Below are 24,320 nucleotides of genomic sequence, written 5' to 3' on the forward strand. Positions count from 1 at the left end.
GGATATATCAATGATAAGGATTTGAAAATTGCATTTAATAAAGAAATAATTGATTATCCTTTATATAATATTCCTATGTTGCTTACTAAAAATAAAAGCAAAAAACTTCAAGATGCTGTCATTGACACTGCCACAGCTTTATTCGGTTTTTTAAAAAAACAAAAATTATTGATCGATATTGAGCCCTTTGATGAACAAGGAAAATTAAAAACCGACACAGTGATTAAAAGGGAAAATGTAACACCAGAAGGTCTAGCATTATTTAATACAGCTGTAGAGGGATGGCTTAAATATTTAAATAGAAGTCAAGCTGCTAACAAATATCAAAACCTAAGTCGTCTTGAAAATGGCTTAGCTCAAATCAGAGAAAGTAAAAAATAATTAACTTTAAATAGGGTATTTTTATAGTCGGTATTGGATTGAGTCCGAACGGCTCATTTAGCATGCTTATTACATCAGTTTTCTGCTAGATCGGATTGGGCTTTTGGGTGGTGTTAACTTGTATCAGTATGTGCCTAAAGCAAGTATAAAAAATTTTATAAAAAGATATAATGAAAAACAGCATCAGGAAATCATTTTGAAAGTGCAAGAGTGTTATTAGTGAGAAATATTTGAACGTTAACAAGCACCCCTCCTAAAATCACCAATAATCCCCTTAAAGAATTAATAGCTAAAAATAAAAAATGTATCCTGAATTAAACAAGGTAAAACATAATAGTAAAAAAGGATGTTAAATGAAAATTTTAAAAAATGATGAATTAGTAGTTAAGTCACTTTTATCTGAATTACTTGATGAAGGGCTTCAATATTATAAAGTAAACTTAAGTGACTCAAGTCAACCAATAAATGAAGCAGATCCTTTTTCAAGATTAAGAAGTATAGTCGTCGGATTATCAAACAACGACCAAGAAACGATTTTTAATTTTTTACGCATAGTAATGGTAGACACAATGTCAACAATTTTTGGAACAATAGATGGCTCACATTTTCCTCCTAATATTAATGGTGATTTTGTCTTAACCTATAATGGCGAAGAAATACAAGGTACGTTGCAAGATGAGTTAATCGGAAAAGCAGAAGAATTAGGTATATATGAGTAAGATTAAAAGCCTTATTGAGAAATTGCATAATGAAGCTGAAGATGAAGTATATTGGCTAGGTTCTTGTGATGAATCTCAAATTAAAATACTTGAAAATAAATTAAAATTGTCATTACCAGCCGAGTTGAAAGAATTTATTTTATTAGTTGGTGGCGGCGGTATTGTAGAAGAAGAGATATCAGGCATAGTGAATAATGATGCATTAACAGAGTCTGAAGGTAGTATTTATTATGATACCTGTCAATGTCGAAATGAATACTCCTTACCGATGAATCTAGCGGTTATCTATTTTAAGGATGACGAAGTATGTTGGTGTGTTGATTGTAGAAAAGATACTTTTGGACAAATTATTAATTATGATCTTTTTTCAAAAAAAATATTAAATGTTCTTGCTCCATCGTTTGAATCTTTTTTTGAAGAATATGTAAATCTACGGACGTAAATATTGAATGAAAATTTTTATAACTGACTAAAAATGATTCAGGAAATTCGTACCAATAGAAGCACGCCAGTTGATGTTAGTGGTTATGACTGGTGTATTCAAAATAAAGAGTAAATCAAATAGACTAAATGAAAAAAAGTAATGACATCATTTATATGGGTTTTTCATGGACATGAAGCTGATTTTTGCTCAGGTGTGTATAGCGAGTTAGAACAGGCAGAAAACTTTATTAAAAAAAATCTTTTAAGTGGCGTTTTAACAAAAATGCCTCTAAATAAAAGTGTCTATGAATGGACGACAGAAAACGGTTTTTTTGAACCCAAAACGGATTATCAGCATAGCAGTAAATTTATTCAAAAATTTACTAGTGCTTATTTGGAACACTATCATTATCAAGATGGTGAGAGAATTTCATATTAAATTAATGGATAAATTAAATAAAGCTACTTCAAAATCGCAAGCTATAATAGACAGTATGCATAGTAAACATATGAAAGCTAAACCCAATTGTCTATAAATAAGGAATATTAGTGATGAGTCATTTAAATTCGGATAAAGTTACTATCCACCTGTGGATAGGTAATAATTTTTCTTCAGATGAAGAATACAAAAATTATTTTCACCAATTTGAAGGAATACAAAAAGATTACCTAAATCTTAAACCAAGCTGTCCGTTTTGTGCAGATATTGGAAATATTGCATACATGACAGAAAATCTAATCATGTTAGAAAAATTTTCTTCCCCTAAAGATATGGATTTTGTTATCAATAAAGTCGAAGTAAATGAAAATGAAAAGAAAAAAATAATAGAAAAATGCAATGAATTAGGCATTAAATCGGCAAATGCAGTATTTTGGTATGTTAATAACGATCCAATATTGGAATTAGAGGTAAAAGAACCTTATAAAGAAAATTACAATGGATTAAAATATATAGGTGAATTTGAAGCTGACTCTAAATATCCCATCATTGAACAAGATGATCTTACAAAAAATTGGCATCTATGGATAGGTACGAATACTATGCCAACTAGAGAATATAATAAATATTTTAAATTGGACTATAAGCATGATATTGATAGTCCTAAATATGTAATCTGTGGTTTTTGTAAAGACACGGGTAATGATTGGTATGATGAAGACTTTATCGGTTATCCTAAACCGTTAAAAAAAAGCGTCAAAATTGATAAACTGATTGATGAATTTGTTACATCAGATTTAGATTGCATACAACAAATTGAAACAAAATGCCATCAATTAGGTATAGAACAAGCTAATGCTGTAGTTTGGTATATAGCAGATGATGAATTAAGTGAATTCAATATCCAAAAACCTCTTAAAGAAAATTATAATGGACTAAAGTATATTGGGATTTTTAGATTTTAATTGGTTAATACTAAAACTATGTCATCAGCGGCAGAATCGAAAACTGCCGCAACTGACCTACTGGATAAAAGCGCAACGAAGACAGCAGTACCCGAAAACCAAAACGTGGTAGGCTTTAACCAACAACTTGATTTACACTGCCTCCAATACACCTACGACAGCAAACAAACTGCCAGAGGTACCCGTAGTATAGCTATGAAAAGTTAATATAGGAAAATTTGGCTCAACTAAACAAAAGCCTATAGGAATGACAACTGTAGATGGAAAAAATGGATCTCATATAATGTGTTTAGTGAAAAAGATAAAGGTGAACACTTTTTATTTGATGCTACTGAATCCGCAGTAATCAAACTTCAAAATCTATTTGTGCATCCATCTCAATCATGGAAAAATTTATGACACTTGATGATGAAATCAAAATACAACTCACTCAATTATTCGATCAACCAAAACTAATAGATAATTGGGGAGAGATTGCAGATAAATTATCAGATTCTTTTGATTGGAAAGGAACAAAGATTGATTGGACAAAAACTATTAACTATAAAAGCAGTCAACTTTTTGGAAACTATTCTAACTGGTTATTCCTGATAAAAAATTTTTTATATAACAATGATATATTTATTGAAATAAAAAAAAGTAGCGTAATTTATTATATCAATGATTCGTCTTTGAATTTTGCAGTGCAGTTAACAAATCAGCAATTTGAGCGTTTTCTTGCATTTGCTATTAAAAATATCCCTCAACATCATTATTTTTTTGATTCATCCAATAAATGGTGTCTTGTTATAAGTTCGGAAGGGTATATTGATTTTGGACTAGCCCAGAAAAATTGATAATTATAAAAAATAGACTATATTTTAATACTCACCTTGATGGTATAAGGCCGGCGAGATATGCTGAAGTTATGGATTTAAATAAACACGCTAAGATAACATAGATTAAAGCAATCAACGTTAGAAAACTATACTAGAGCAGTATAGGAGATAATTTTTTATGAATCGTGTAAAGATTGTATGGCTTCCAGAGTCTAAAGGAGGCAGAAAAACAATTCCACCTGCGGGAAAATACTATGCCGTATCTCGTTTTAAAGAGGATAAAGAATGGCCGAATAATGCATGGAGCGTAGTATTTGAGATAGGTGAGTGCGAAATTAAAAATAATGAGATATGCTCTTTAGGAGCGGTAAGATTTTTAATGGACACAGCACCAGAAAGCCGCTTGGAATCACAAAATAAATTCGAAATTTATGAGGGTCCCCAAAAAGTTGCATATGTGTATTTAATACACAATTAGTTTCAATTTATATAAATATAAGCTATAAAATTAAACTCTTTATTAGTCTAGAATTGTAAAAGAGATTTGTTAATTTTAATTTAACTTTAAATTTTGTTTCTATGACCTCACCGGCAGAATCGAAAATTGCCGCAATCACGCCGACAGGGAAACCCTGCAATACAATGCCGTAACCAACCGACTGGATAAAAGACACAAAGAGGACTGTAGTATCCAAAATCAAAACTTGTTACGCTTTAACCAACAGCTTGATTTACACTGCCTCCAATACACCTATGGAGCAAACAGCTCTCCCCACAGCAAACAGACTGCCAGCGGTACCCAGTACTATCGCTATGAGCCGAACACGCCTAACAAAAATACAACAGAACTTAAGCTCTCAAGCACAATATTTAGACAAATAAATTAGCTTACATTACAATACCTTAAGGTACTGCGACCCAGATATAGGTAGATTTACACAGCCGGACTCGATTGGGCTTTTGGATGGGTATAATACTGTATCAGTATGCGCTTAATGGGGTGATGTGGATTGATACAGTCGGTTTAAAATGTATCCTAAAAAATTTATTGAATTATTTAACTCCCTCCCTATGAATATGTTGGAAAAAAATAAAATGTATGAATTGAATAAAATTCAAAATGCTATTAAAGAATGTATTAAATTGCAAGATAGTATGCTTGATAACATTTTTTTATTAGTAAATTCCCCTAAATCTGTAGAATTAATTAGAAAAGATTTAACAGGAGTAGTAAACCCTTTATTATTACATGTAATTAAGCAACTACCAGAAGAAATGAAGGTTAACTTATTGCCAAATATCATAGAAGTAATGAAAAATTTAGATGGAAATACCAAATTATGTCAAGATATTATCCTATCTATAGATAAAAATTGGTTAAAAAAAAATATTTGGTTATACACTAAAGATGCAATTGATGATCAAGATTATCAAAATATTGGAATATTTATCTATTTGTTTAAATCTATCAGTGAAGAATTATCTAATAAACTTGCTCTTTTGGCATTAAAGAGTGATGTTGAAGATGTTCGTGAAATAGGCGAAATGTATTTTGATAAAATGGCTGTGTATTGTGAAGATGATGGTATAGCTGTAGATATAATTTTAAGTTGTTTTGGATCACAAAAAATTTCAGTTGTTTATTTAGAGTCTGAAGAATGTGATGAAAAAATGAAAACAGATATAAATTTTATTATATCTCACCAAATTGAGCTTCTTCATTTAATTGAGCAGGCAACAGCTTCATACATTGATAAAGTTTACAAAAAAAAATTAGATAAACTGACATTAATAAAAATTTATTTATTTCCCGATGTTGAATATCAATATGGTTTTTTATTTGATTGGTTAGGTGATATAGAGCATGGAATAGGGGTTAAAATTAAAAAATTAAAAGTAGAAGATATAGGTGGAGCTGAAATAGCATTTCTCTAAAAATATAATATTTATTTGTATAATCAAACTAAGCTGATACTAGAACGACTACCCCGACCGACTGGTCAGTAAAAAAACAAAGCTTTAGCTTGATTAGAAAAAGGTTCTAAAATTGAGAAAGTTAATATAAAAAATTTGGCTCAACTAAAAAAAAGTTTGTAGGAATGACTACTACAGATAGAAAAATGCGATTTAGCATTAAGTACGATAATCAATGGAAAAGGGTTGGTTAATGGGAAAAAAACCGATGAAATCAACAAAAAGCTGTTAGTTTATTAACAATATATTATTGGATAGAAAATGTTGAATAAAAATAAATTTTTTAAATGCGAAAAACAATAAACTAATGATAATTTAACCGAATGCGAAAATAAATCAGGTATCAAAATTCCTTCATCTTTAAAACAGCTTTATTTAACTTGCAATGGAGGGAATATTTACCAAATATTTACCAAAATGTTTGTATAATTGATCGTTTTCCATATAAATTTAAAATTTCAAAATTTCTTGCAATTAAATATAATCAAGCATTCAAAAATGACCCTGATTTCTTACTAGAAGGAATTGTATTAGAACATTGGAATGAAAATAAATTACCGAAAACTTTGCTACCTTTTGCACTGGATTATGGTGATGGATTTTATGTATAAATATTGATACTAGTGCTATATATCAATACATTAGATTTGCTTGGGATACTACGCTTAGTAAAGAACAAAATTTTGAAAAAAATAGTATTTATTTGATTCATTGGGAAAATTCTTGGATTGTTTAACTGAAGATGAAGAAAACAAAGATTGCGTTATAGAATATGAAGATATTAAACCTCGTAAAAGCAACAAATTTTACGATTCTCAAAAATCAGTTAACATAAATGATATAAGTGAAATTGAAAATAGTTTAAAAATAAAAATTCCAGAACAATTAAAAGAATTTTTATTAAAACATAATGGTGGTATGCCTGAAAATAATACATGGTTCGATCCTAAACATGAATATGTCACAATCCATGAGTTGACTCCAATTAAACATTATAAAAAATTTAATAATGATAAAAACTATTTGATGGACACAATAGCTAAAAATTTATGGGATAGAAATTTATTGGCCAAAAATTTACTACCTTTTGCTAGGGATGCTGGTGGTAATTATTTTTGTATTAATATCAACAATGGAAAAATTTACTATTGCACTTTCGATACATGGTCTGACAATCTATCGGTATCTGATAATCAAAGTAAAAGTACACTTTTCCTGTGTAATAGCTTTAATGAATTTATGTCTAAATTAGTTTGTGAAGATGACTTATGAATTTTTTAATATAATTGTATTACTTTTTGTTTCATCTAATAGTTAACTTATATCGATAACAAAGCTTATACACAATACGAAGTTTTACATAGTCAGCTACAATAATTCAGCTATACTCGCAATAGCCAACCGCAAAGCAAACAGACTACCAGTGGTACCCAGCATTATCGCTATTATGCCGGAAACCACCTAACCAAAATACAATAGAACCTAAGATCTCAAGGGCAATATTTAGACAAATAAATTAGCCTACATTACAATATTTTAAGGTACAGCGACCTGATATAGGTAGATTTACGCAGTCGGATACGATAGGGCTCTTGGGTGGGTTTAATTTGTATCAGTATGCGCTAGTGGATTGATATGGATTGATCCATTAGGCTTTTGTTGTGGCCTAATGGTAAAGAAAATTAAGGATTTACTGGCATCACTATCAGAACTCTGGATATATGCAGCTGATTCCACCGATTTACATAATGCAATACGACATTCAGGTGGCATTTTAATAAGTAAAAGGTAATTTATAGTTATGATCATTTGTTCTAGAAAAACGGTAACATTACAAGATATCTCTGATTTTGAGAAAAAAATACAAAGTATTTTACCAAACGATTATAAAGATTTTTTGATAAAGTTTAATGAAGGAAGACCTTTCCCGGCTTCTTTTAAATTTTTTTCAGATAGAATTGACGCATTTTCTGTTGACCAATTTCTTAGCTTAGGGAAAGAAAAAAATAGCAACCTTGAAAAGTATTATTTTAATTATAAAAATAGGATTCCATCAGGTTTTATTCCCATTGCCCATGATGCAGGGGGTAACCTTGTTATTATGAAACTAAAAAATGAAGAAAACCAGATCTATTTTTGGGATCATGAGCTTGAAGCTGATGAGGGAGAAAATCCTAATATGGAAAATGTCTATTTAGTTTGTAAATCATTTTCTGATTTTATAAACAACCTTTTTGATGAAGAAATTTAGATAATCCTAAAGGAAATGGTGGACGTTATCTCTGGCGAGTCAGCAAAGAAGACCGATGTGTAAGATTAAATGTATTAACAGGTAAAAAATTATATTAAATTTTATTATGGAGTACTTATACTATGCTGATTAAAGGTAACCTTTATCCAGTAAACGATATTATTTCTTATATAAAAAACCCAACAGAAAGAAATGATAATTTTTGTCTTTATGGCGAATTTGATGAAGATTTAAAGAGTAACAAAAGTTATTATATTGGTGACTATCCAAATGTGGATGATGATGGAAAAGAAATCTATCCATCTTTTGTTTTAAAAAAGAAACTATACTTTCTTTATTCAGGAGAGCAATTTGCTGATGTAATCGATTCAGTGATGGAACAGAAACCTTCAGCTACAACAAAAGACTTTATAAAAGCCTTAAATTATTATTCTGAATATGATGATTTTTTAGATTTCTAAATATACCCGATCATATTATCAATACTCATTGGATATGAAAACTTAAATGAATGAAATTCATAACAAGGATCAAAAGGAAAATTGGATACAAAAGCAATTTAAAGAAGCTTTAAATAAACGTATAAAAACAAAAAGAATTGAACCACGTAGTGGAAAACTATTTTAAATAAAAATTCAAGTAATTATTTTAAAGGATGTTGTTATGATTTATCAACTTATGATAGGTAATTATCCTGATCGTTATTGGTTCCAATATGACTCAACTGTCGTTGCCAATTACGAATTTATAGAATGCAAGGAGATTCAAATAAATAAACCCTTAGTTTTTAAATTAAAAGACAAAGTCAGTGAAAAGCGTTTATTCTCTTATGATTTTTATTTTAGTGATGGTCCTGATTTTATCTCGCCTAGACTTGCCAATTTACTTTCAAACAATCAAGATTTTTTACATGATGTCCAGCTAATAGATGCAACTATAACTGTTAATGGTCACAGCTATTCTGGTTATAAAGTATTAAATATTCTTCGTTTAATATCTTGTATTGATATGAATAAATCTGAATATGAACCAATATTAGATGATTACCCTGATGGACCAATGAGATTTTTTAAAATCGTATTTAAAGAAGATATAAAAGAGCAATTTTGTATGGCAAGGTGTGAAGAATCTGAAGGGCGAATTGTGATGTCAGAGTCGTTACGCCAGTTTTTTATAAACAATAAAGTAAAAGGAATAGATTTATCCACATCATGTAATCAATCTATCTATGGATGATAGTGAAGCTTAAATAAAAATTCAATTAAGTATTTTAAAGGATGTTGTTATGATTTATCAACTTATGCTAGGTAATTATCCCAATAGTTATTGGTTCCAATATGACTCAACTGTAGTTGATCTTTACGAATTTTTACAATGCAAAAAGATTCAATCAAATAAACCCTTAGTTTTTAAATTAGAAAAAAAAGTGAGTGAAAAGCGTTTACTCTCTTATGATTTTTATTTTAGTGATGGTCCTGAATTTATCTCGCCTAGACTTGCCAATTTACTTTCAAACAATCAAGATTTTTTACATGATGTCCAGCTAATAGATGCAACTATAATTGTTAATGGTCGTAGCTATTCTGGTTATAAAGCATTAAATTTTCTTCGTTTAATATCCTGTATTGATATGAATAAATCGGAATATGAACCAATATTAGATGATTATCCTGATGGACCAATGAAATTTTATAAAATGGTCTTTAAAGAAGATATAAATGAGCAATTTTGTATGGCAAGGTGTGAAGAATCTATAGGGCGAATTGTGATGTCAGAGTCGTTACGCCAGTTTTTTATAAACAATAAAGTAAAAGGAATAGATTGATCCACACAATGTAATCAACTTTTCTATGGATAATAGTGAAGCTTAAGTAAACCTTTTAAAGGATGTTGTTATGATTTATAGATTTATGATAGCTAATTATGCTAATCGTTATTGGTTCCAATATGACTCAACTGTCGTTGCCAATTACAAATTTATAGAATGCAAGGAGATTCAAATAAATAAACCCTTAGTTTTTAAATTAAAAGACAAAGTCAGTGAAAAGCGTTTATTCTCTTATGATTTTTATTTTAGTGATGGTCCTGATTTTATCTCGCCTAGACTTGCCAATTTACTTTCAAGCAATCAAGATTTTTTACATGATGTCCAGCTAATAGATGCGACAATAATAGTTAATGGTTGCAGCTATTCTGGTTATAAAGTATTAAATATTCTTCGTTTAATATCCTGTATTGATATGAATAAATCTGAATATGTACCAATATTAGATGATTATCCTGATGGACCGATGAGTTTTTTCAAAATCGTCTTTAAAGAAGATATAAATGAGCAATTTTGTATGGCAAGGTGTGAAGAATCTGAAGGGAAGATTGTGATGTCAGAGTCGTTACGCCAGTTTTTTATAAACAATAAAGTAAAAGGAATAGATTTATCCACATCATGTAATCAATCTATCTATGGATAATAGTGAAGCTTAAATAAAAATTCAATTAAGTATTTTAAAGGATGTTGTTATGATTTATGAATTAATGGTATGCAATTATGCTAATCGTTATTGGTTCGAATATGTCTCAACAGGAGATGATTATTACGAACTTTTACAATGCAAAAAGATTCAATCGAATAACCCAATAGTTTTTAAATTAAAAGACAAAGTTAGTGAAAAACGTTTACTCTCTTATGATTTTTATTTTAGTAGTGGTCCTATTTTTATCTCGCCTAGACTTGCCAATTTACTTTCAAGCAATCAAGATTTTTTGCATGACGTCCAGCTAATAGATGCGACAATAATAGTTAATGGTTGCAGCTATTCTGGTTATAAAGTATTAAATATTCTTCGTTTAATATCCTGTATTGATATGAATAAATCTGAATATATACCATTATTAGAGAGTTATCCTGATGGACCAAAAAAATTTTTTGAAATCGTCTTTAAAGAAGATATCAATGAGCAATTTTGTATGGCAAGGTGTGAAGAATCTGAAGGGATAATTGTGATTTCAGAGTCGTTACGACAGTTTTTTATAAACAATAAAGTAAAAGGAATAGATTTATCCACATCATGTAATCAACCTATCTATGGATAATAGTGAAGCCATCTATTACAATACGTTAAAGTACAGCGATCTGATGTAGGTAGATTTATTCAACTTAATCCGCTACATCAGCTTATGCAAACTTAAATGAAAGAAATTCATAACAAGGGTCAAAAGGAAAATTGGACACAAAAGCAATATAAAGAAACCATAAAGAAACAAATAAAAACAAAAAGAATTGAACCACGTAGTGGAAAACTATTTTAAATAAAAATTCAATTAAGCATTTTAAAGGATGTTGTTATGATTTATGAACTTATGATATCTTCTTGTTATCCTGATCGTTATTGGTTCCAATATGTCTCAACAGGAGATGATTATTACGAACTTTTACAATGCAAAAAGATTCAATCGAATAACCCAATAGTTTTTAAATTAGAAAAAAAAGTAAGTGAAAAACGTTTATTCTCTTATGATATTTATTTCAGTAGTGGTCCTGTTTTTATCTCGCCTAGACTTGCCAATTTACTTTCAAGCAATCAAGATTTTTTAAATGATGTCCAGCTAATAGATGCAACTATAACTGTTAATGGTTGCAGCTATTCTGGTTATAAAGTATTAAATTTTCTTCGTTTAATATCCTGTATTGATATGAATAAATCTGAATATGTACCAATATTAGATGATTATCCAGATGGACCCAAAAAATTTTATAAAATGGTCTTAAAAGAAAATATAAATGAGCAATTTTGTATGGCAAGATGTGAAGAATCTATAGGGCGAATTATGATGTCAGAGTCGTTACGACAGTTTTTTATAAAAAATAAAGTAAAAGGAATAAATTTATCCAAACAGTATATTGATAATGACTTCATATTTTCGTACTGATATAGACATATTCACGTAGCCTGACCCGATAGTTAACTGTTAGTGAAATAAAATAATGAACGAAATTGATTATACTTTACATAATTTACCAATGTTGCTTACTAGAAATAAAAACAAATGGTGGCAAGATAGCGTTATGCAAAGCTCAACAGCTTTATTTGGTTTTTTAAAAAACATGAATTATTGATCGATGTTGAACCGTTTGATGAAGAGGGTAATTTAAAAACTGATACGGTTCTTAAAAAATCAAACCTTACACCAGAAGGTCAGGAGTTATTTGATATTGCTGTTGATGGATGGTTTGATTATTTAGCTAGAAGTACAGTTACAACCAAATATCAAAATCTTAGTCGGCTTGAAAAAGCTTTAGCTAAAATTCGAGAAAGTAAAAATAATGAAGTAAGATAAACATCTCACAATAGATAATAATTAAAATATGAGGTATTTATGGCTTTGGATTTTATAGCATCAAGTAATCAAAAAGAAATAGATGAAAATTCACCGATATTTTCACTTGAAAAATTTGATTACGATGAATTATTCAATAAAGCAAAACCAATAAATCAGTATTCAATAATAAAAAAACTTGATGATTATTATGCTGATACAATTATTCTATATGGGGAAATTCAGCCGTTAATAAAAGAACTTGAAAATCTTATTAAAATAAAAAAATTCCAACCGCAATCAATTATTGATTTTATTAATTTTTTAAAAGAATCTTTTAATGATGGATTAAATATATATATCAATAGTGACTAAAGGGATTGAGTGGTAGACTTTATTTTATCTGTGCTGTGATCTTAATATTGACCGATTTAATGAGTAACACTATACGGCATCGATTGAACGGCAAAAATTACATGTATCACACCGTGTCGTTGTTTTGTATGATACCTGATGGATTAAAGGGCTAAAAAATGGATGTCAAATATGAGTATGGTAGATTTAGATATCGTAGATGTTATAAAAAAGGTGGTTTTTAGCGTGTTTTTCAACTCCAGAAAATAGACATTTATTAATGATTGTCAATTAAGTGTGATGAAATCAGCTTTTTTGTATACGGCAACTTTAAATCTTTTTAATATAGAAATATGCATTCCCAAAAAACAGCGAAATGGGTATGAAACAATCGATAATAAATTGTCCAAAAACATCAATTATATAAACTATATCAATTTAAGTGATTATCACGGGATAATGAAAACAACATTTAATGATCTATTACAATCTAATACGATCTTACTGTTACCAGAATATACAATAAAACAAGAAACGGATATTGAACAAATTGAAATAGAATTTAATAGCGGCACTACTATCATTTATCAAAATAGCAATTTGCCTCCTGCAATTATATCGAATAAATTAAAAAATCTCATTTTAGAATAAACGACAAGCTTACTGGGTAGCCCACAATACCATGCCACATCAACCTACAGGATAGCGAGTTTAGACCGATCGAGTATTGAGGATGTAGTGAGTTATGCCAAACAGCAATTAGATAGCGTGACACAAGAGTGAATAAAACTTAAGCCATTATTTACCTTACTTAGCATATAAAACGCCACCAGCTTTTTCACTGAATCTCCCATTAAAAAAATTTAATTGTGCTGAATATATATTGTTGTTTAAATGGAAAATAGCACTTAAAATCAAAACAGTGATAAATCGAAAGGATGATGTAATGAAAATTGATTTTTTATTCTTGTGGGCTGAAGTTGGCGTTTGTTACGAGATTACTAATACGGTTTTAAATCCGTGGAGATCAAATCTCAATAAATTAAACAAAACACTTCCACATTATGACAAATTGTTTAAAACAACAGATTATGAATTAGTATTTACCATATCTGCTACACAAGAACACAAAAATTTAGTCTACGGTCCTACAACATCGTCAAAAAACAAAGTGGTTTATTTCACAATTTTTATACCTTATAAAACGTTTAGTTGTTATAAGCAACAAATGTTCTATGTTCTTGATACCATCGCAGAGGGAATTATTTTTGTATTTAATAAATATAAAGTGGATCCTTCAGGAATAAAAGATGTGTTTGAAACATTAAAAACATTGATTGCCAAAGATCCGGAAAGATATCAAAAATGGCTAAAAGATCTAGAGGACTGAAAATTTTAAAAATTTACAGCGCTTAAGGCGTTATTGCCTTAGATAGATTGCAAAAGTAGCTAACCATTTGATAAAAGTTCTTATCGAAAAACACAAAACTAATGCACAAAACAATACGAATATTGAAAGTGCTGTTTGGAAAAATATAAATAATGGTAAATTTAAGGAATATCCATGAAGCGTGAACCACTTTATCACCTGTATTATTCAGGAATAGACACTGTCGATATCGTTCCCGAATGGGAGCATAAAAACAGAGAGCAATTTTGTCATTATTGCCATAGACTAAAACTACCTCACGGTGGTATGGATGTGATTACGGATGGCAAAATTAGAAAAAACCTAGATATGCCCATGGTAGGCGATCTTATGATACCTAGTATTATGTCGCTGCGCTTATTGAATTTGCTGGGTGAAGAGGCTGAAAAACATTTAAATATAGGTTTTATTTATAATAAAGTGGAAAGTGAAAAGCATAAACAGCCATTTATGACTTTTATTAGTAAATATGATTACGTTGTACTGAGAGGTGAAACGCCAAATATTTTTGATGGACAGCCTGTTCCTGAGAATGATCGTCTAGTTGTCTGTCCTGAATGCCATTTCCAATCAAGAAGAGAAAGAGCGCCAAGGTTTTTACTTGAGCGCGAATATCCACCATATCCAATATGCTGTACGGAATTTGGTTTACTTTTATATGAAAGTATTTATGAAAGGCTGAAAAATATTAAATTAGTTGGGGTACTTGTAGAGAAAGTCAAAGTTAAATAGCAAGATACGTATTCTTGAAATCATAATAGCAGGCTTGTTGGTGCTGTTTGGGAAAATATAATTAATAACAGATATAAGGTATACAGAAATGAAGCGTGAGCCACTTTATCACCTGTATTATTCAGGAATGGACACTGTCGATATCGTTCCCGAATGGGAGCGTAAAAACAAAGAGCAATTTTGTCATTATTGCCATACACTAAAACTACCTCACGGTGGTATGGATGTGATTACGGATGGGAAAATCAGGAAAAACCTAGATATGCCCATGGTAGGTCGTCTTCTGATACCTAGTATTATGTCGCTGCGCTTATTTAGTTTGCTGGGTGAAGATGCTGAAAAACATTTAAATATAGGTTTTATTTATAATAAAGTGGAAAGTGAAAAGCATAAACAGCCATTTATAACTTTTATTAGTAAATATGATTACGTTGTACTGAGAGGTGAAAAACCATATCTTTTTGATGGACAACCTATTCCTGAAAATGAGCGTCTTTTTGTCTGCCCTGAATGCCATTTTCACTCAAGAAGAGAAAGAGCGCCGTGGTTTTTACTTGAGCGCGAATATCCACCATATCCAATATGCTGTACGGAATTGGGTTTACTTTTATATGAAAGTATTTATGAAAGGCTGAAAACTATCAAATTAGTTGGGGTATGTGTAGAGAAAGTCAAGATTAAATAGCAAGATACTTATGCTATTGAAAATATAATAGCATGCCGAAAAGATTTTCCCAATCTTTTCGGCTATCATATCCGACATTCTTACCGACCGCCGTTACCAGTACGACAATCTGGACAGACTGGTGAGTAAAAAAACACCCGTCAGGGACAGACCGATTACCATTATGACGTCACCGGCCGAATCGAAAGCTGCCGCAACCAAGCCTACTGGGAAACCCTACAATACGATGCCGCCGCCAACCTGCTGGATAAAAGACGCAACCAAGACAGCAGTACCGACAACCAGAACCTGGTCCGCTTTAACCAGCTACTTCACTTCCGTGGCCTGTAATACACCTACGACGCAAACAGATATCCCCACAACAAACACAGACAAGCATTATCATTATGAACAGAACACCACCTAACAGAAATACAGCAGAATCCTAAGCTATCAAGAGCAATATTTAGACAAACAAACTGGCTTACATTACAATACTTTTAAGAAGAATTGGTTTACGTAGTGGAAAAACTATTTTAAATAAAAATTCAATTAGGTCGTCTAATGGATGTTGATATGATTTATGAACTTATGATAAGTAATTATCCTAATAGTTATTGGTTCCAATATGACTCAACTGTAGTTGCCAGTTACGAATTTATAGAATTCAAGGAGATTCAATTAAATAAACCATTAGTTTTTAAATTAGAAAATAAAGTCAGTGAAAAACGTTTACTCTCTTATGATATTTATTTCAGTGATGGTCCTGTTTTTATCTCGCCTAGACTTGCCAATTTACTTTCAAACAATCAAGATTTTTTACATGATGTCCAGCTAATAGATGCAACTATAACTGTTAATGGTTGCAGCCATTCTGGTTATAAGGTATTAAATATTCTGCGTTTAATATCCTGTATTGATATGAATAAATCTGAATATGTACCAATATTAGATAATGATCCTGATGGACCAAAAGAATTTTATAAAATGGTCTTTAAAGAAAATATAAATGAGCAATTTTGTATGGCAAGGTGCGAAGAATCTGAAGGGCGAATTGTGATTTCAGAGTCATTACGACAGTTTTTTATTAAAAATAAAGTAAAAGGAATAGATTGATCCATATAATTCAATTTAGTAAACCTGGCTATTAACAATAGTCAGGCAAGACATCTGATAAACAAAACGCTATCTGTGGGACGGGCTAAGCATAATTCAGGAAACCCGTACTGACAGAAGCAAAAGCGTCTATATCTACACTGATGAAAGCGGCTATGAACCCTTAGCTAGAGTAGAGACCACCGGTACGGAACAGAAAGTGCTGTACTACCACACCGATGTCAACGGTGCTCCGGAAGAACTTACTGATGAAGACGGTCACACTGTATGGGCATGCAGCTATCAGCTGTGGGGCAAGCCGATACAGGAAATCGAACATACCGATATACAACAGAACCTAAGGTATCAGGGACAGTATTTAGACAGAGAAACGGGCTTACATTACAATACTTTCAGGTACTATGACCCTGATATAGGCAGATTCACGCAGCCGGATCCGATTGGGTTACTGGGTGGGTTTAATCTGTATCAGTATGCGCCTAACTCACTGATGTGGATTGATCCGTGGGGCTGGAGTTGTCGTACAGATGCTAAAAAATTACGTACTAATATGAAAAAAGCGCATGTACCTGTGCCAAACTATAATTATTCAGCACACCATATTGTTATGTCTAATTCACAAGATGTAAGAATGAAAAAACTTAGAGATAAGATGAAAGTGCTAGAAGTGGATAAAAATTCATTTGAAAATGGGGCATATTTACCGACTTCTTCTAAAGATAAAGCAAAGGCACAAACTAAAGCAATTGCTCATTCTAAAGTTCATACTGATATATATATGGAGAATGTTTATAATAGACTTATAAATATAAATGACTCTAATGAATTCACTAATGAATTGATAAAGATAGGTAAGGAGCTATTAAATGGAACATTTGAATATTAAACTAGGAAAATTGAATTTAGTTAACATAATAAATATCCTTAAGAAAAAATATGAAAATATTATGTTGTCCCCCAAAAAAATAAATGATGAATATTATCAAAATGCTTTGTCAGAATTTGCATATAAAAAAATATCTAAAGGTCCAAGTGTTAATATTAAACCATTTGATTTTCAGCTAGATGGTTTCAAAAAGGGTAGAGAATTAAAGGCATTACCAAAAAATATCGATTATACACATGTATATTACTTTGATAATAATAATAATTTGCTTTTAACTGAAATTTATGGTCAATCAGAAAATATTGTTAATAAAGAGTACTATTTTTATGATGAAAATCATATTGAATCAATCTATTTTGCAAGTGGTACAAATAATGTACGTAATATTTCATTTTTGATAAATGAAAAAAAACAAGCAAAATATTGGATAAATTATTCTGAATATGGATATGGAGTTTCGGAATATATTTATAATGATGATAAGCTTACAGAGATAAATGTTAAAATAAGACAACATGAAACAAATGAGTGTACATGCTTTACCAATTTTTTTGAATACAACAAAGGTGAATTAGTTAAAATAACGAGTAAATATTCTAATGGTTATGAAGAACAACTCTACCCATAAAAAACATGTTCATTAAATCTTTATTACTTATCTTGAACTGCAATAATAGCCAACATACCATAAAAAATTAACATGTTTATTAGTTAAAGGATATATGTTTGAATGCTTTTTTTGATTTTCTCAATGAGAAAAAAATTAAATTTAATATAAGAGACCAATATATTTATATTCATAATGATTTAGATTTAAGATATACTAAAATTAAAACATTGCCTAATAATTTGATTGTTAACGGTAATTTAAATTTAGAATACCTAAATATTAACATATTACCAGAAAATTTATTTGTTAAGAAAAATTTAAATTTAGCATATACAAAAATTAAGTCATTACCTAATAAAATACGTGTTGATGGTAATTTGTATTTAAGAAATACAAAAATTAAAATGTTACCCCAAAATTTGGATGTTCGTGGTAGTTTAGATTTAAGATATACAAAAATTAATGTATTACCTAAAAATCTATGTGTGAATGGTAATTTATTACTTGCTCATACAAAAATAGAAACATTGCCTGATAATTTATCTATAAAGGGTGATTTATATTTAGAATATTCTAACGTTAAGATTTTACCTAATAATTTATCTGTTAGTGGTTTTTTAAGTTTAAATCATACAGAAATATATAAGTTACCTAATGATTTAAATGTTAAAGGAAGTTTAGATTTAGCATTTACAAAAATAAAAACATTACCAGATAATTTTATTATTAATGGTTTTTTAATTTTGAATTCATCTAATATAAAAGTATTGCCAGAAAATCTATCAATTAAGGGATTTCTAAGTCTAGATAATACAGATATTGAACAGTTGCCTAAAAGTTTATTAATTGGTGGTGATCTATTCATAAAAAACACGAAAATTAAAAATTTACCTGACAATTTTTTTATAGGTGGAAGTTTAGAATTAATAAACACAGAAATAGAAACATTGCCTGATAATTTAACAATTGGCGGTAATTTGAATGTAAAATCAAAAAAAATAAAAATATTACCAAAAAAAATGTTAATTAAAGGTAATTTAGATTTAAGTCACACACAAATTAAAATTTTACCTCATGATTTAATTATTCTCGGCAATTTAGATTTGAAATATAGTAATATTGAATTATTACCTGAAAATTTTTCCCTTCAAGGAAATTTAAATCTAAGAAACACTAAAATTAAATTTTTACCCAAAAATTTGTTTATTGGTGGCAATTTAGATCTGAGCTATAGTGATATAAGAACATTGCCGGAAAATTTATTTGTTAGTGGCTCTTTAAACTGTGAGTTTTCAAAAATTGAGTTTTTATCAAAAAATATTATTGTTAATGGTGATATAATTCTAAGACATACTCCAATCGAAATTTTACCTGAAGATTTTTCTATCAACGGCAGTTTAGATTTGGGATTTTCTAATATAAAAAAATTACCAGAAAATTTAAAAATTGCTGGTTATTTGAATTTAACTAACACTTCAATCGATATATTGCCTGACAATTTGTCAGTTGATGGAAATTTAAATTTAGTAAATACAAATGTTAAAAGATTGCCTAAAAATTTATCAGTCGGTGGAAAGTTATTTGTAAACAAAAATAACTCTTTGGAATAATATAAATACTACTATAATACGATGCGATTGCTAACCTACGAGGCCAAAGACGAAACCAAGACAGCCGCATTGAAAACCAAAACTTCGTACGCTTTAACTATATATTTCAAAGCAGTAGGAATACTTAACTGAGGCGGAGGAGCATTAAAAAAATAAAACCAAATCTAAAACAAGTGGAAAGAAATGTTAATCAAAAACAACGCAGTCAAGAAAATACAGTATTCGGTGTCTATATAAAAGATGGGTTGTATTCATTAGCGCAATCCAGAAAAAACCATTGGATGGAGTTTTTTAATATATTTAATGATAAAGATGAATGGAATGGGGTAGACCTGAATAAGGTTAATATCTTATTTACCTATTCAGTGGCAGCACACAGACTTAAAGAGTTATTAGTTTCTATACAAGATGAACATGTACGAAAAAATGTACGCCCACAGCAATCTAGAATTATTGCAATAACAGATATTTGGCTGGTACAAGAAGTCTGGTGGAAATGGATGACAGATATGATACCGTAGATAATAAAGTTTTGATTCCTCAATTAACTGTAAAAGATTATTTAGATATTATTCATACAAAAGAATTAGCAGGCATGCACGGAGATTCTAAAGATATCCAAAAACGTATACTTAAATTTTACGAAACGGGAGTCAATTGGGATGAATCTAAAAAATTTTTATTTCCTGATGTAATACCACCAGCACCTACCCAAAAACCTTTAACCAAAGAAGATTATTTGCACTAGTATAAAAACTTGTATGCAAAAACTTTATTAAGGTTTGGATGGAACAAGTTATAACTATAGTCTACTAAATAGGAAAAGAACGAGGTTGCCAAGATAAATTTTGAAGGGCGAATCTGCTTTTAATTTATCACCTTTCCCAAATTACCATTACATTGACCGTAGCCGAAGCCAACACAACATTTCAGCTACCGTTTTAAGGATATGCTTTTAAGTGAAACCAACGCTTAAGGCACACGCAGCCATCACTACAATTAACTAAGTAAACAAATTACCGCCACCTTTATACACCTACGACGAACACGGTCGCACCCACAGCAAACAGACCGCCAGCGGTACCCAGTATTACCACTACGATGCCGAACACCGCTTAATCGAAGTTCGTATCGAAAAATTAAACCGTACTGAACGCTATGGCTACCTCTACGACGCCTTAGGCCGACGTATTGAAAAACACCAAATAGACCTAGCAGGCAAAGCGTATAACCGAACTCGTTTCCTGTGGGATGGTTTACGCATGATTCAAGAAACCAGCCCAAACAAACAGCACAGCGTATATATCTATACCGTTGAAAGCAGCTACGAACCACTGGCACGAATAGACAGCAACACCGGTACGGAACAGAAAGTGCTGTATTACCACACAGATGTCAATGGCGCCCCAGAAGAACTCATTGATGAAGACGGTCACATTGTATGGACGTGTAGCTATTAGCTATGGGGCAAACCGATACAGGAAATCGAACACAGCCAGATACAACAGAACCTAAGGTATCAGGGACAGTATTTAGACAGAGAAACGGGATTACATTACAATACTTTTAGGTACTATAACCCTGATATAGGCAGATTCACGCAGCTGGACCCGATTGGGCTATCGAGTGGGTTTAATCTGTATCAGTATGCGCCTAATGGGGTGATGTGGATTCGATCCTTGGGGGTTAATATCGACAGATGAACCTGGATATTTTGTTTATGCATTATATGACCAAGGAGCTAGAGAACCTTGCTATATTGACATTACCAATGACATTGACAGAAGAACGATTGAACATCGAGAAACTGGAAGATTATCTGCATCTGGATGAATGGAAGTATTAGAAAAAATATTATATATGGGCACGCAAGAGGTTATGAACAATAGTATATTGAAACGTATGGAACGAAAACTGGTAAAATAGAAGAAAAAATGTCTTCTACAAATAGAGGAAATAAATATAATTCCTTTAACTATCAGCATAATGATGACAGAGCTAAAATATTTAAATAAGCCTATAACATTAAAAAAGCGAGTGATGTAAAGAAGGGTAAGTCAGGGAAAGGAAAGTGCTAATGAATGATTTTAAAATATGGGGTTGGGATAAAAAACCTCGTACGATGTTACGCTACATTAAAGCAGGAGACATATTCTGTTTTAAATTAGATAATCAAAATTATTGTTTTGGAAGAATTGTTATTAAATTTATAGTTGGCCATATTGCTGAGATTTTTGATATTATTTCCAATTCTCCAGATTTATCAGAAGCAAAAATTAGAAATGCTCACCGAATGATTGATCCGGTAATATTAGATAGCTATTTACTATTTGATAGAAAATTTGAAGGTGATTGGAGAATAATTGGGCATCAACAAAACTACTCACCCAGTAATATGCAAAATGTATATTTTACATATGGAATAGAGCCTTGGTTTAAAAAAGTAGACATATGGCAAAATGAAACATCGATATCTGAAAAAGAAGCTGAATTTTTGCCTCGCGTATCGCCACTCAATGATTATCATATTAAACAATTAATGAAAAATTTTAATATTAAGCTGAATATACATTAAGCTTTCTTTATGGCATCTATTTTTATTATGGATATCAATTTAGTTATCTAATGAATCAAAATAATCATTTGATATCAACTTAATTTGCATTGAAAAATAATTACTATACTAATAACTAATAACTAATACTAAACATGAATATTATCTTTTTTTCATAATAAAATTGTATGTGTTTTTTAATAAATACTTAAAAAATTGGTCGAAAGAAATGTTAATCAAAAAACAACGCAGTCAAGAAAATACAGTATTCGGCGTCTATATAAAAGATGGGTTGTATTCATTAGCGCAATCCAGAAAAAACCATTGGATGGAGTTTTTTAATATATTTAATGATAAAGATGAATGGGATGGGGTAGAACTGAATAAGGTTAATATTTTATTTACCTATTCAGTAGCTGCAAACACTTAAAGAGTTATTCGTTTCTATATGAACATGTACGAAAAAATGTACGCCTACAGCAGCCCAAAATTATCACTTATACAGATCCATTAGCTGAAAAAATAGTTCTGGTGGAAATTGATGATAGATATACTTTTATAGATCAAAAAGTTTTGATTCCACAGCTAACCGTAAAAGATCACTTAGATATTATTCATACAAAAGAGAATGTGGGAATGCATGGAGGTTCTAAAGATATCCAAATACATCTACTTAAATTCTATGAAAATGGCATTAATTGGGATGAATCTCAAAGTTTTTTTCCTCTGATGTAACACCGCCAGCATCTATCCAAAAACCTTTAACTAAAGAAGAATATTTACACTAGTATAAAGACTCGAGCGCAAAACCTTTATTAAGGTTTGGATGGAACAAGTTATAACTATAGTCTACTAAATAGGAAAAGAACGAGGTTGCCAAGATAAAGTTTGAAGGGCTAATCTGTTTTCAATTTATCATCTTTTCAAATTACCATTACATTGACCGTAGCCGAAGCCAACACATCATTTCATTTACCGTTTTAAGGATATGCTTTTAAGTGAAACCAACGCATAAGGCACACGTAGCCATCACTACAATTAACTAAGTAAACAAATTACCACCATACGCCCGCAGCCTTCAATATACCTACGACGAAAACGGGATGCACCCACAGCAAACAGACCGCCAGCAGTACCTATTATTACCACTACGATGCCGTACGTCGCCTAATTGAAGTTCGTATCAACAAATACCAAATAAGACCGTGCGAACAAAGCCTGCAACTGCCCTGGTCTTGTAATTATAGGATCATGTTAGTTTTTTATTGAAGAATTGCGTTATGCAATAGGATTATGTATAAAAAGAGTTATTATAGATAAAAAGTTATAACTATCTAAAATTTTACTTAAACCAAAAACAGTGATAGACCGAAAGGGCGATGTAATGAAAATTAATTTTCCATTTTTGTGGGCTGAAGTTGGCGTTTATTATGAAATTAGAAATACGGTTTTTAATCCGTTGATAGAAAATCTTAATAAATTAAACAAAACGCTTCCATATTATGACAAATTATTTAAAACAACAGATTATGATTTATTCTTTACTATCTCTGCCACACTAGAAAACAAAGATTTAGTTTACGGCCCGTTAGCCTCGTCAAAACGAAAAGTGGTTAATTTCTCAATTTTTATACCTTATAAAACGTTTAATTGCTACACACAACAAATGTTTTATATGCTTGATACCATAGAAGAGGGAATTATTTTTGTATTTAATAAATATAAAGTGGATCCTTCAGGAATAAACGAAGTGTTTGAAAAATTAAAAACATTGATTGCCAAAGATCCAGAAAGATATCAAAAATGGTTAAAAGATATTGATGCAAAAGATATAGATGAATGGTGACACTAGAATGAATAGAACTTAAGGCATTATTTACCTTACTTAGCATATAAAACGCCACCAGCGTTTAACCGAAATCTGCATTGAAAAAATTAAACTAACCGAACGTCTATGATGCCTTAGACCCACGTATCTTAAAACATCATCGGGCATCAAATAAAAGAATAACACTCTATTTTATTTAAAGTTGATAGCGCTAAGGCTAAAATAGTTAAACGACAAAATGTTTTTTTAAGAC

Annotated in this window: 35 protein-coding genes and 2 pseudogenes; all 37 read left to right on the forward strand. The window is 30.6% G+C overall.

Features of this window, described 5'->3' with window-relative positions; translation table 11 throughout:
- Window positions 1–381 (forward strand): hypothetical protein (locus tag J3U63_RS05470; protein WP_267370811.1); only part of this gene is annotated, 381 nt, incomplete at its 5' end.
- Between the two features lie 353 nt (window positions 382–734).
- Window positions 735–1,100, forward strand: coding sequence for a hypothetical protein (locus tag J3U63_RS05475; protein ID WP_267332755.1), 366 nt, complete (start codon window positions 735–737; stop codon window positions 1,098–1,100).
- Window positions 1,093–1,542 (forward strand): SMI1/KNR4 family protein, encoded by a 450-nt coding sequence (locus J3U63_RS05480; protein WP_267332756.1) that lies wholly within the window; start codon window positions 1,093–1,095, stop codon window positions 1,540–1,542. Before J3U63_RS05475 ends, J3U63_RS05480 begins: the two co-directional genes overlap by 8 nt.
- Before the next feature lie 141 nt (window positions 1,543–1,683).
- Window positions 1,684–1,962: a DUF7710 domain-containing protein gene (locus tag J3U63_RS05485; RefSeq protein ID WP_267332757.1), complete on the forward strand. Its 279-nt coding sequence runs from the start codon at window positions 1,684–1,686 to the stop codon at window positions 1,960–1,962.
- Window positions 1,963–2,075: 113 nt separating this feature from the next.
- Window positions 2,076–2,927: an immunity 22 family protein gene (locus J3U63_RS05490; protein ID WP_267332758.1), complete on the forward strand. Its 852-nt coding sequence runs from the start codon at window positions 2,076–2,078 to the stop codon at window positions 2,925–2,927.
- A complete protein-coding gene (locus J3U63_RS05495; RefSeq protein WP_267370814.1) occupies window positions 2,928–3,134 on the forward strand; it encodes a hypothetical protein in 207 nt (68 codons plus the stop codon).
- Window positions 3,135–3,322: 188 nt separating this feature from the next.
- Window positions 3,323–3,763 (forward strand): hypothetical protein, encoded by a 441-nt coding sequence (locus tag J3U63_RS05500; RefSeq protein WP_267370817.1) that lies wholly within the window; start codon window positions 3,323–3,325, stop codon window positions 3,761–3,763.
- Window positions 3,764–3,923: 160 nt separating this feature from the next.
- On the forward strand, window positions 3,924–4,223 hold the full coding sequence (locus J3U63_RS05505) for a hypothetical protein (RefSeq protein WP_267332760.1): 300 nt from the start codon (window positions 3,924–3,926) through the stop codon (window positions 4,221–4,223).
- Window positions 4,224–4,669: 446 nt separating this feature from the next.
- Window positions 4,670–4,741, forward strand: a complete 72-nt coding sequence (locus tag J3U63_RS13385; protein WP_416380301.1) for a hypothetical protein — start codon at window positions 4,670–4,672, stop codon at window positions 4,739–4,741.
- Between the two features lie 33 nt (window positions 4,742–4,774).
- Entirely contained in the window at window positions 4,775–5,680 is a 906-nt protein-coding gene (locus J3U63_RS05510; protein WP_267370818.1) for a hypothetical protein, read from the forward strand.
- A 354-nt stretch (window positions 5,681–6,034) separates the two neighbouring features.
- Window positions 6,035–6,148 (forward strand): annotated as a pseudogene (locus J3U63_RS13390) (SMI1/KNR4 family protein); the annotation flags it as partial.
- A gap of 294 nt (window positions 6,149–6,442) precedes the next feature.
- Complete coding sequence (locus J3U63_RS05515) at window positions 6,443–6,991, forward strand: SMI1/KNR4 family protein (RefSeq protein WP_267370819.1); 549 nt, start codon at window positions 6,443–6,445, stop codon at window positions 6,989–6,991.
- Between the two features lie 529 nt (window positions 6,992–7,520).
- A complete protein-coding gene (locus J3U63_RS05520; protein WP_267370820.1) occupies window positions 7,521–7,970 on the forward strand; it encodes an SMI1/KNR4 family protein in 450 nt (149 codons plus the stop codon).
- Window positions 7,971–8,092: 122 nt separating this feature from the next.
- Entirely contained in the window at window positions 8,093–8,431 is a 339-nt protein-coding gene (locus J3U63_RS05525; RefSeq protein ID WP_267332763.1) for a DUF7716 domain-containing protein, read from the forward strand.
- Window positions 8,432–8,633: 202 nt separating this feature from the next.
- Complete coding sequence (locus tag J3U63_RS05530) at window positions 8,634–9,206, forward strand: imm11 family protein (protein WP_267370823.1); 573 nt, start codon at window positions 8,634–8,636, stop codon at window positions 9,204–9,206.
- Window positions 9,207–9,255: 49 nt separating this feature from the next.
- Window positions 9,256–9,795: an imm11 family protein gene (locus J3U63_RS05535; protein WP_267370824.1), complete on the forward strand. Its 540-nt coding sequence runs from the start codon at window positions 9,256–9,258 to the stop codon at window positions 9,793–9,795.
- 70 nt (window positions 9,796–9,865) lie between these two features.
- Window positions 9,866–10,438 carry an imm11 family protein gene (locus tag J3U63_RS05540; protein ID WP_267370825.1) on the forward strand — a complete coding sequence of 191 codons (573 nt, stop codon included), beginning with the start codon at window positions 9,866–9,868 and terminating at the stop codon, window positions 10,436–10,438.
- Window positions 10,439–10,487: 49 nt separating this feature from the next.
- Window positions 10,488–11,060 (forward strand): imm11 family protein, encoded by a 573-nt coding sequence (locus J3U63_RS05545; protein WP_267370828.1) that lies wholly within the window; start codon window positions 10,488–10,490, stop codon window positions 11,058–11,060.
- A 252-nt stretch (window positions 11,061–11,312) separates the two neighbouring features.
- A complete protein-coding gene (locus J3U63_RS05550) occupies window positions 11,313–11,897 on the forward strand; it encodes a hypothetical protein (RefSeq protein ID WP_267370830.1) in 585 nt (194 codons plus the stop codon).
- Window positions 11,898–12,080: 183 nt separating this feature from the next.
- A complete protein-coding gene (locus J3U63_RS05555; protein ID WP_267344161.1) occupies window positions 12,081–12,305 on the forward strand; it encodes a hypothetical protein in 225 nt (74 codons plus the stop codon).
- Between the two features lie 39 nt (window positions 12,306–12,344).
- Window positions 12,345–12,659 carry a hypothetical protein gene (locus J3U63_RS05560; RefSeq protein WP_267344160.1) on the forward strand — a complete coding sequence of 105 codons (315 nt, stop codon included), beginning with the start codon at window positions 12,345–12,347 and terminating at the stop codon, window positions 12,657–12,659.
- A gap of 438 nt (window positions 12,660–13,097) precedes the next feature.
- Entirely contained in the window at window positions 13,098–13,289 is a 192-nt protein-coding gene (locus J3U63_RS05565) for a hypothetical protein (protein ID WP_267332769.1), read from the forward strand.
- A gap of 295 nt (window positions 13,290–13,584) precedes the next feature.
- Window positions 13,585–14,028, forward strand: coding sequence for a hypothetical protein (locus J3U63_RS05570; protein WP_267344159.1), 444 nt, complete (start codon window positions 13,585–13,587; stop codon window positions 14,026–14,028).
- A gap of 174 nt (window positions 14,029–14,202) precedes the next feature.
- Window positions 14,203–14,799 carry a hypothetical protein gene (locus J3U63_RS05575; RefSeq protein ID WP_267370832.1) on the forward strand — a complete coding sequence of 199 codons (597 nt, stop codon included), beginning with the start codon at window positions 14,203–14,205 and terminating at the stop codon, window positions 14,797–14,799.
- 88 nt (window positions 14,800–14,887) lie between these two features.
- Window positions 14,888–15,484: a hypothetical protein gene (locus tag J3U63_RS05580; RefSeq protein WP_267370834.1), complete on the forward strand. Its 597-nt coding sequence runs from the start codon at window positions 14,888–14,890 to the stop codon at window positions 15,482–15,484.
- A gap of 555 nt (window positions 15,485–16,039) precedes the next feature.
- The gene (locus J3U63_RS05585) at window positions 16,040–16,579 is read left to right on the forward strand and encodes an imm11 family protein (RefSeq protein ID WP_267370836.1); all 540 of its coding nucleotides are present in this window, start codon (window positions 16,040–16,042) and stop codon (window positions 16,577–16,579) included.
- A 70-nt stretch (window positions 16,580–16,649) separates the two neighbouring features.
- Window positions 16,650–17,465 (forward strand): annotated as a pseudogene (locus J3U63_RS05590) (RHS repeat-associated core domain-containing protein); the annotation flags it as partial.
- On the forward strand, window positions 17,446–18,093 hold the full coding sequence (locus J3U63_RS05595; RefSeq protein WP_267370841.1) for a hypothetical protein: 648 nt from the start codon (window positions 17,446–17,448) through the stop codon (window positions 18,091–18,093). The pseudogene J3U63_RS05590 and the gene J3U63_RS05595, both read left to right, overlap by 20 nt.
- Window positions 18,094–18,191: 98 nt before the next feature.
- Window positions 18,192–19,685 (forward strand): hypothetical protein, encoded by a 1,494-nt coding sequence (locus J3U63_RS05600; protein ID WP_267370844.1) that lies wholly within the window; start codon window positions 18,192–18,194, stop codon window positions 19,683–19,685.
- 245 nt (window positions 19,686–19,930) lie between these two features.
- Window positions 19,931–20,206, forward strand: coding sequence for a hypothetical protein (locus J3U63_RS05605; RefSeq protein WP_267370846.1), 276 nt, complete (start codon window positions 19,931–19,933; stop codon window positions 20,204–20,206).
- Window positions 20,182–20,433 carry a hypothetical protein gene (locus J3U63_RS05610; protein ID WP_267370848.1) on the forward strand — a complete coding sequence of 84 codons (252 nt, stop codon included), beginning with the start codon at window positions 20,182–20,184 and terminating at the stop codon, window positions 20,431–20,433. The genes J3U63_RS05605 and J3U63_RS05610 overlap by 25 nt, the downstream gene beginning before the upstream one ends.
- Before the next feature lie 514 nt (window positions 20,434–20,947).
- Window positions 20,948–21,145: an RHS domain-containing protein gene (locus tag J3U63_RS05615; RefSeq protein ID WP_267332779.1), complete on the forward strand. Its 198-nt coding sequence runs from the start codon at window positions 20,948–20,950 to the stop codon at window positions 21,143–21,145.
- 15 nt (window positions 21,146–21,160) lie between these two features.
- The gene (locus J3U63_RS13395; protein ID WP_416381298.1) at window positions 21,161–21,388 is read left to right on the forward strand and encodes an RHS repeat-associated core domain-containing protein; all 228 of its coding nucleotides are present in this window, start codon (window positions 21,161–21,163) and stop codon (window positions 21,386–21,388) included.
- 374 nt (window positions 21,389–21,762) lie between these two features.
- Complete coding sequence (locus J3U63_RS05620) at window positions 21,763–22,260, forward strand: immunity 26/phosphotriesterase HocA family protein (RefSeq protein WP_267370849.1); 498 nt, start codon at window positions 21,763–21,765, stop codon at window positions 22,258–22,260.
- A 208-nt stretch (window positions 22,261–22,468) separates the two neighbouring features.
- Complete coding sequence (locus tag J3U63_RS05625; RefSeq protein ID WP_267370850.1) at window positions 22,469–22,669, forward strand: hypothetical protein; 201 nt, start codon at window positions 22,469–22,471, stop codon at window positions 22,667–22,669.
- A 101-nt stretch (window positions 22,670–22,770) separates the two neighbouring features.
- Window positions 22,771–22,974, forward strand: a complete 204-nt coding sequence (locus J3U63_RS05630; protein ID WP_267370853.1) for a hypothetical protein — start codon at window positions 22,771–22,773, stop codon at window positions 22,972–22,974.
- 649 nt (window positions 22,975–23,623) lie between these two features.
- The gene (locus J3U63_RS05635) at window positions 23,624–24,085 is read left to right on the forward strand and encodes a hypothetical protein (RefSeq protein WP_267370856.1); all 462 of its coding nucleotides are present in this window, start codon (window positions 23,624–23,626) and stop codon (window positions 24,083–24,085) included.
- Window positions 24,086–24,320 lie beyond the last annotated feature (235 nt).

This window comes from Gilliamella sp. B2838, from assembly GCF_026536185.1.
Lineage (GTDB): Bacteria > Pseudomonadota > Gammaproteobacteria > Enterobacterales > Orbaceae > Gilliamella.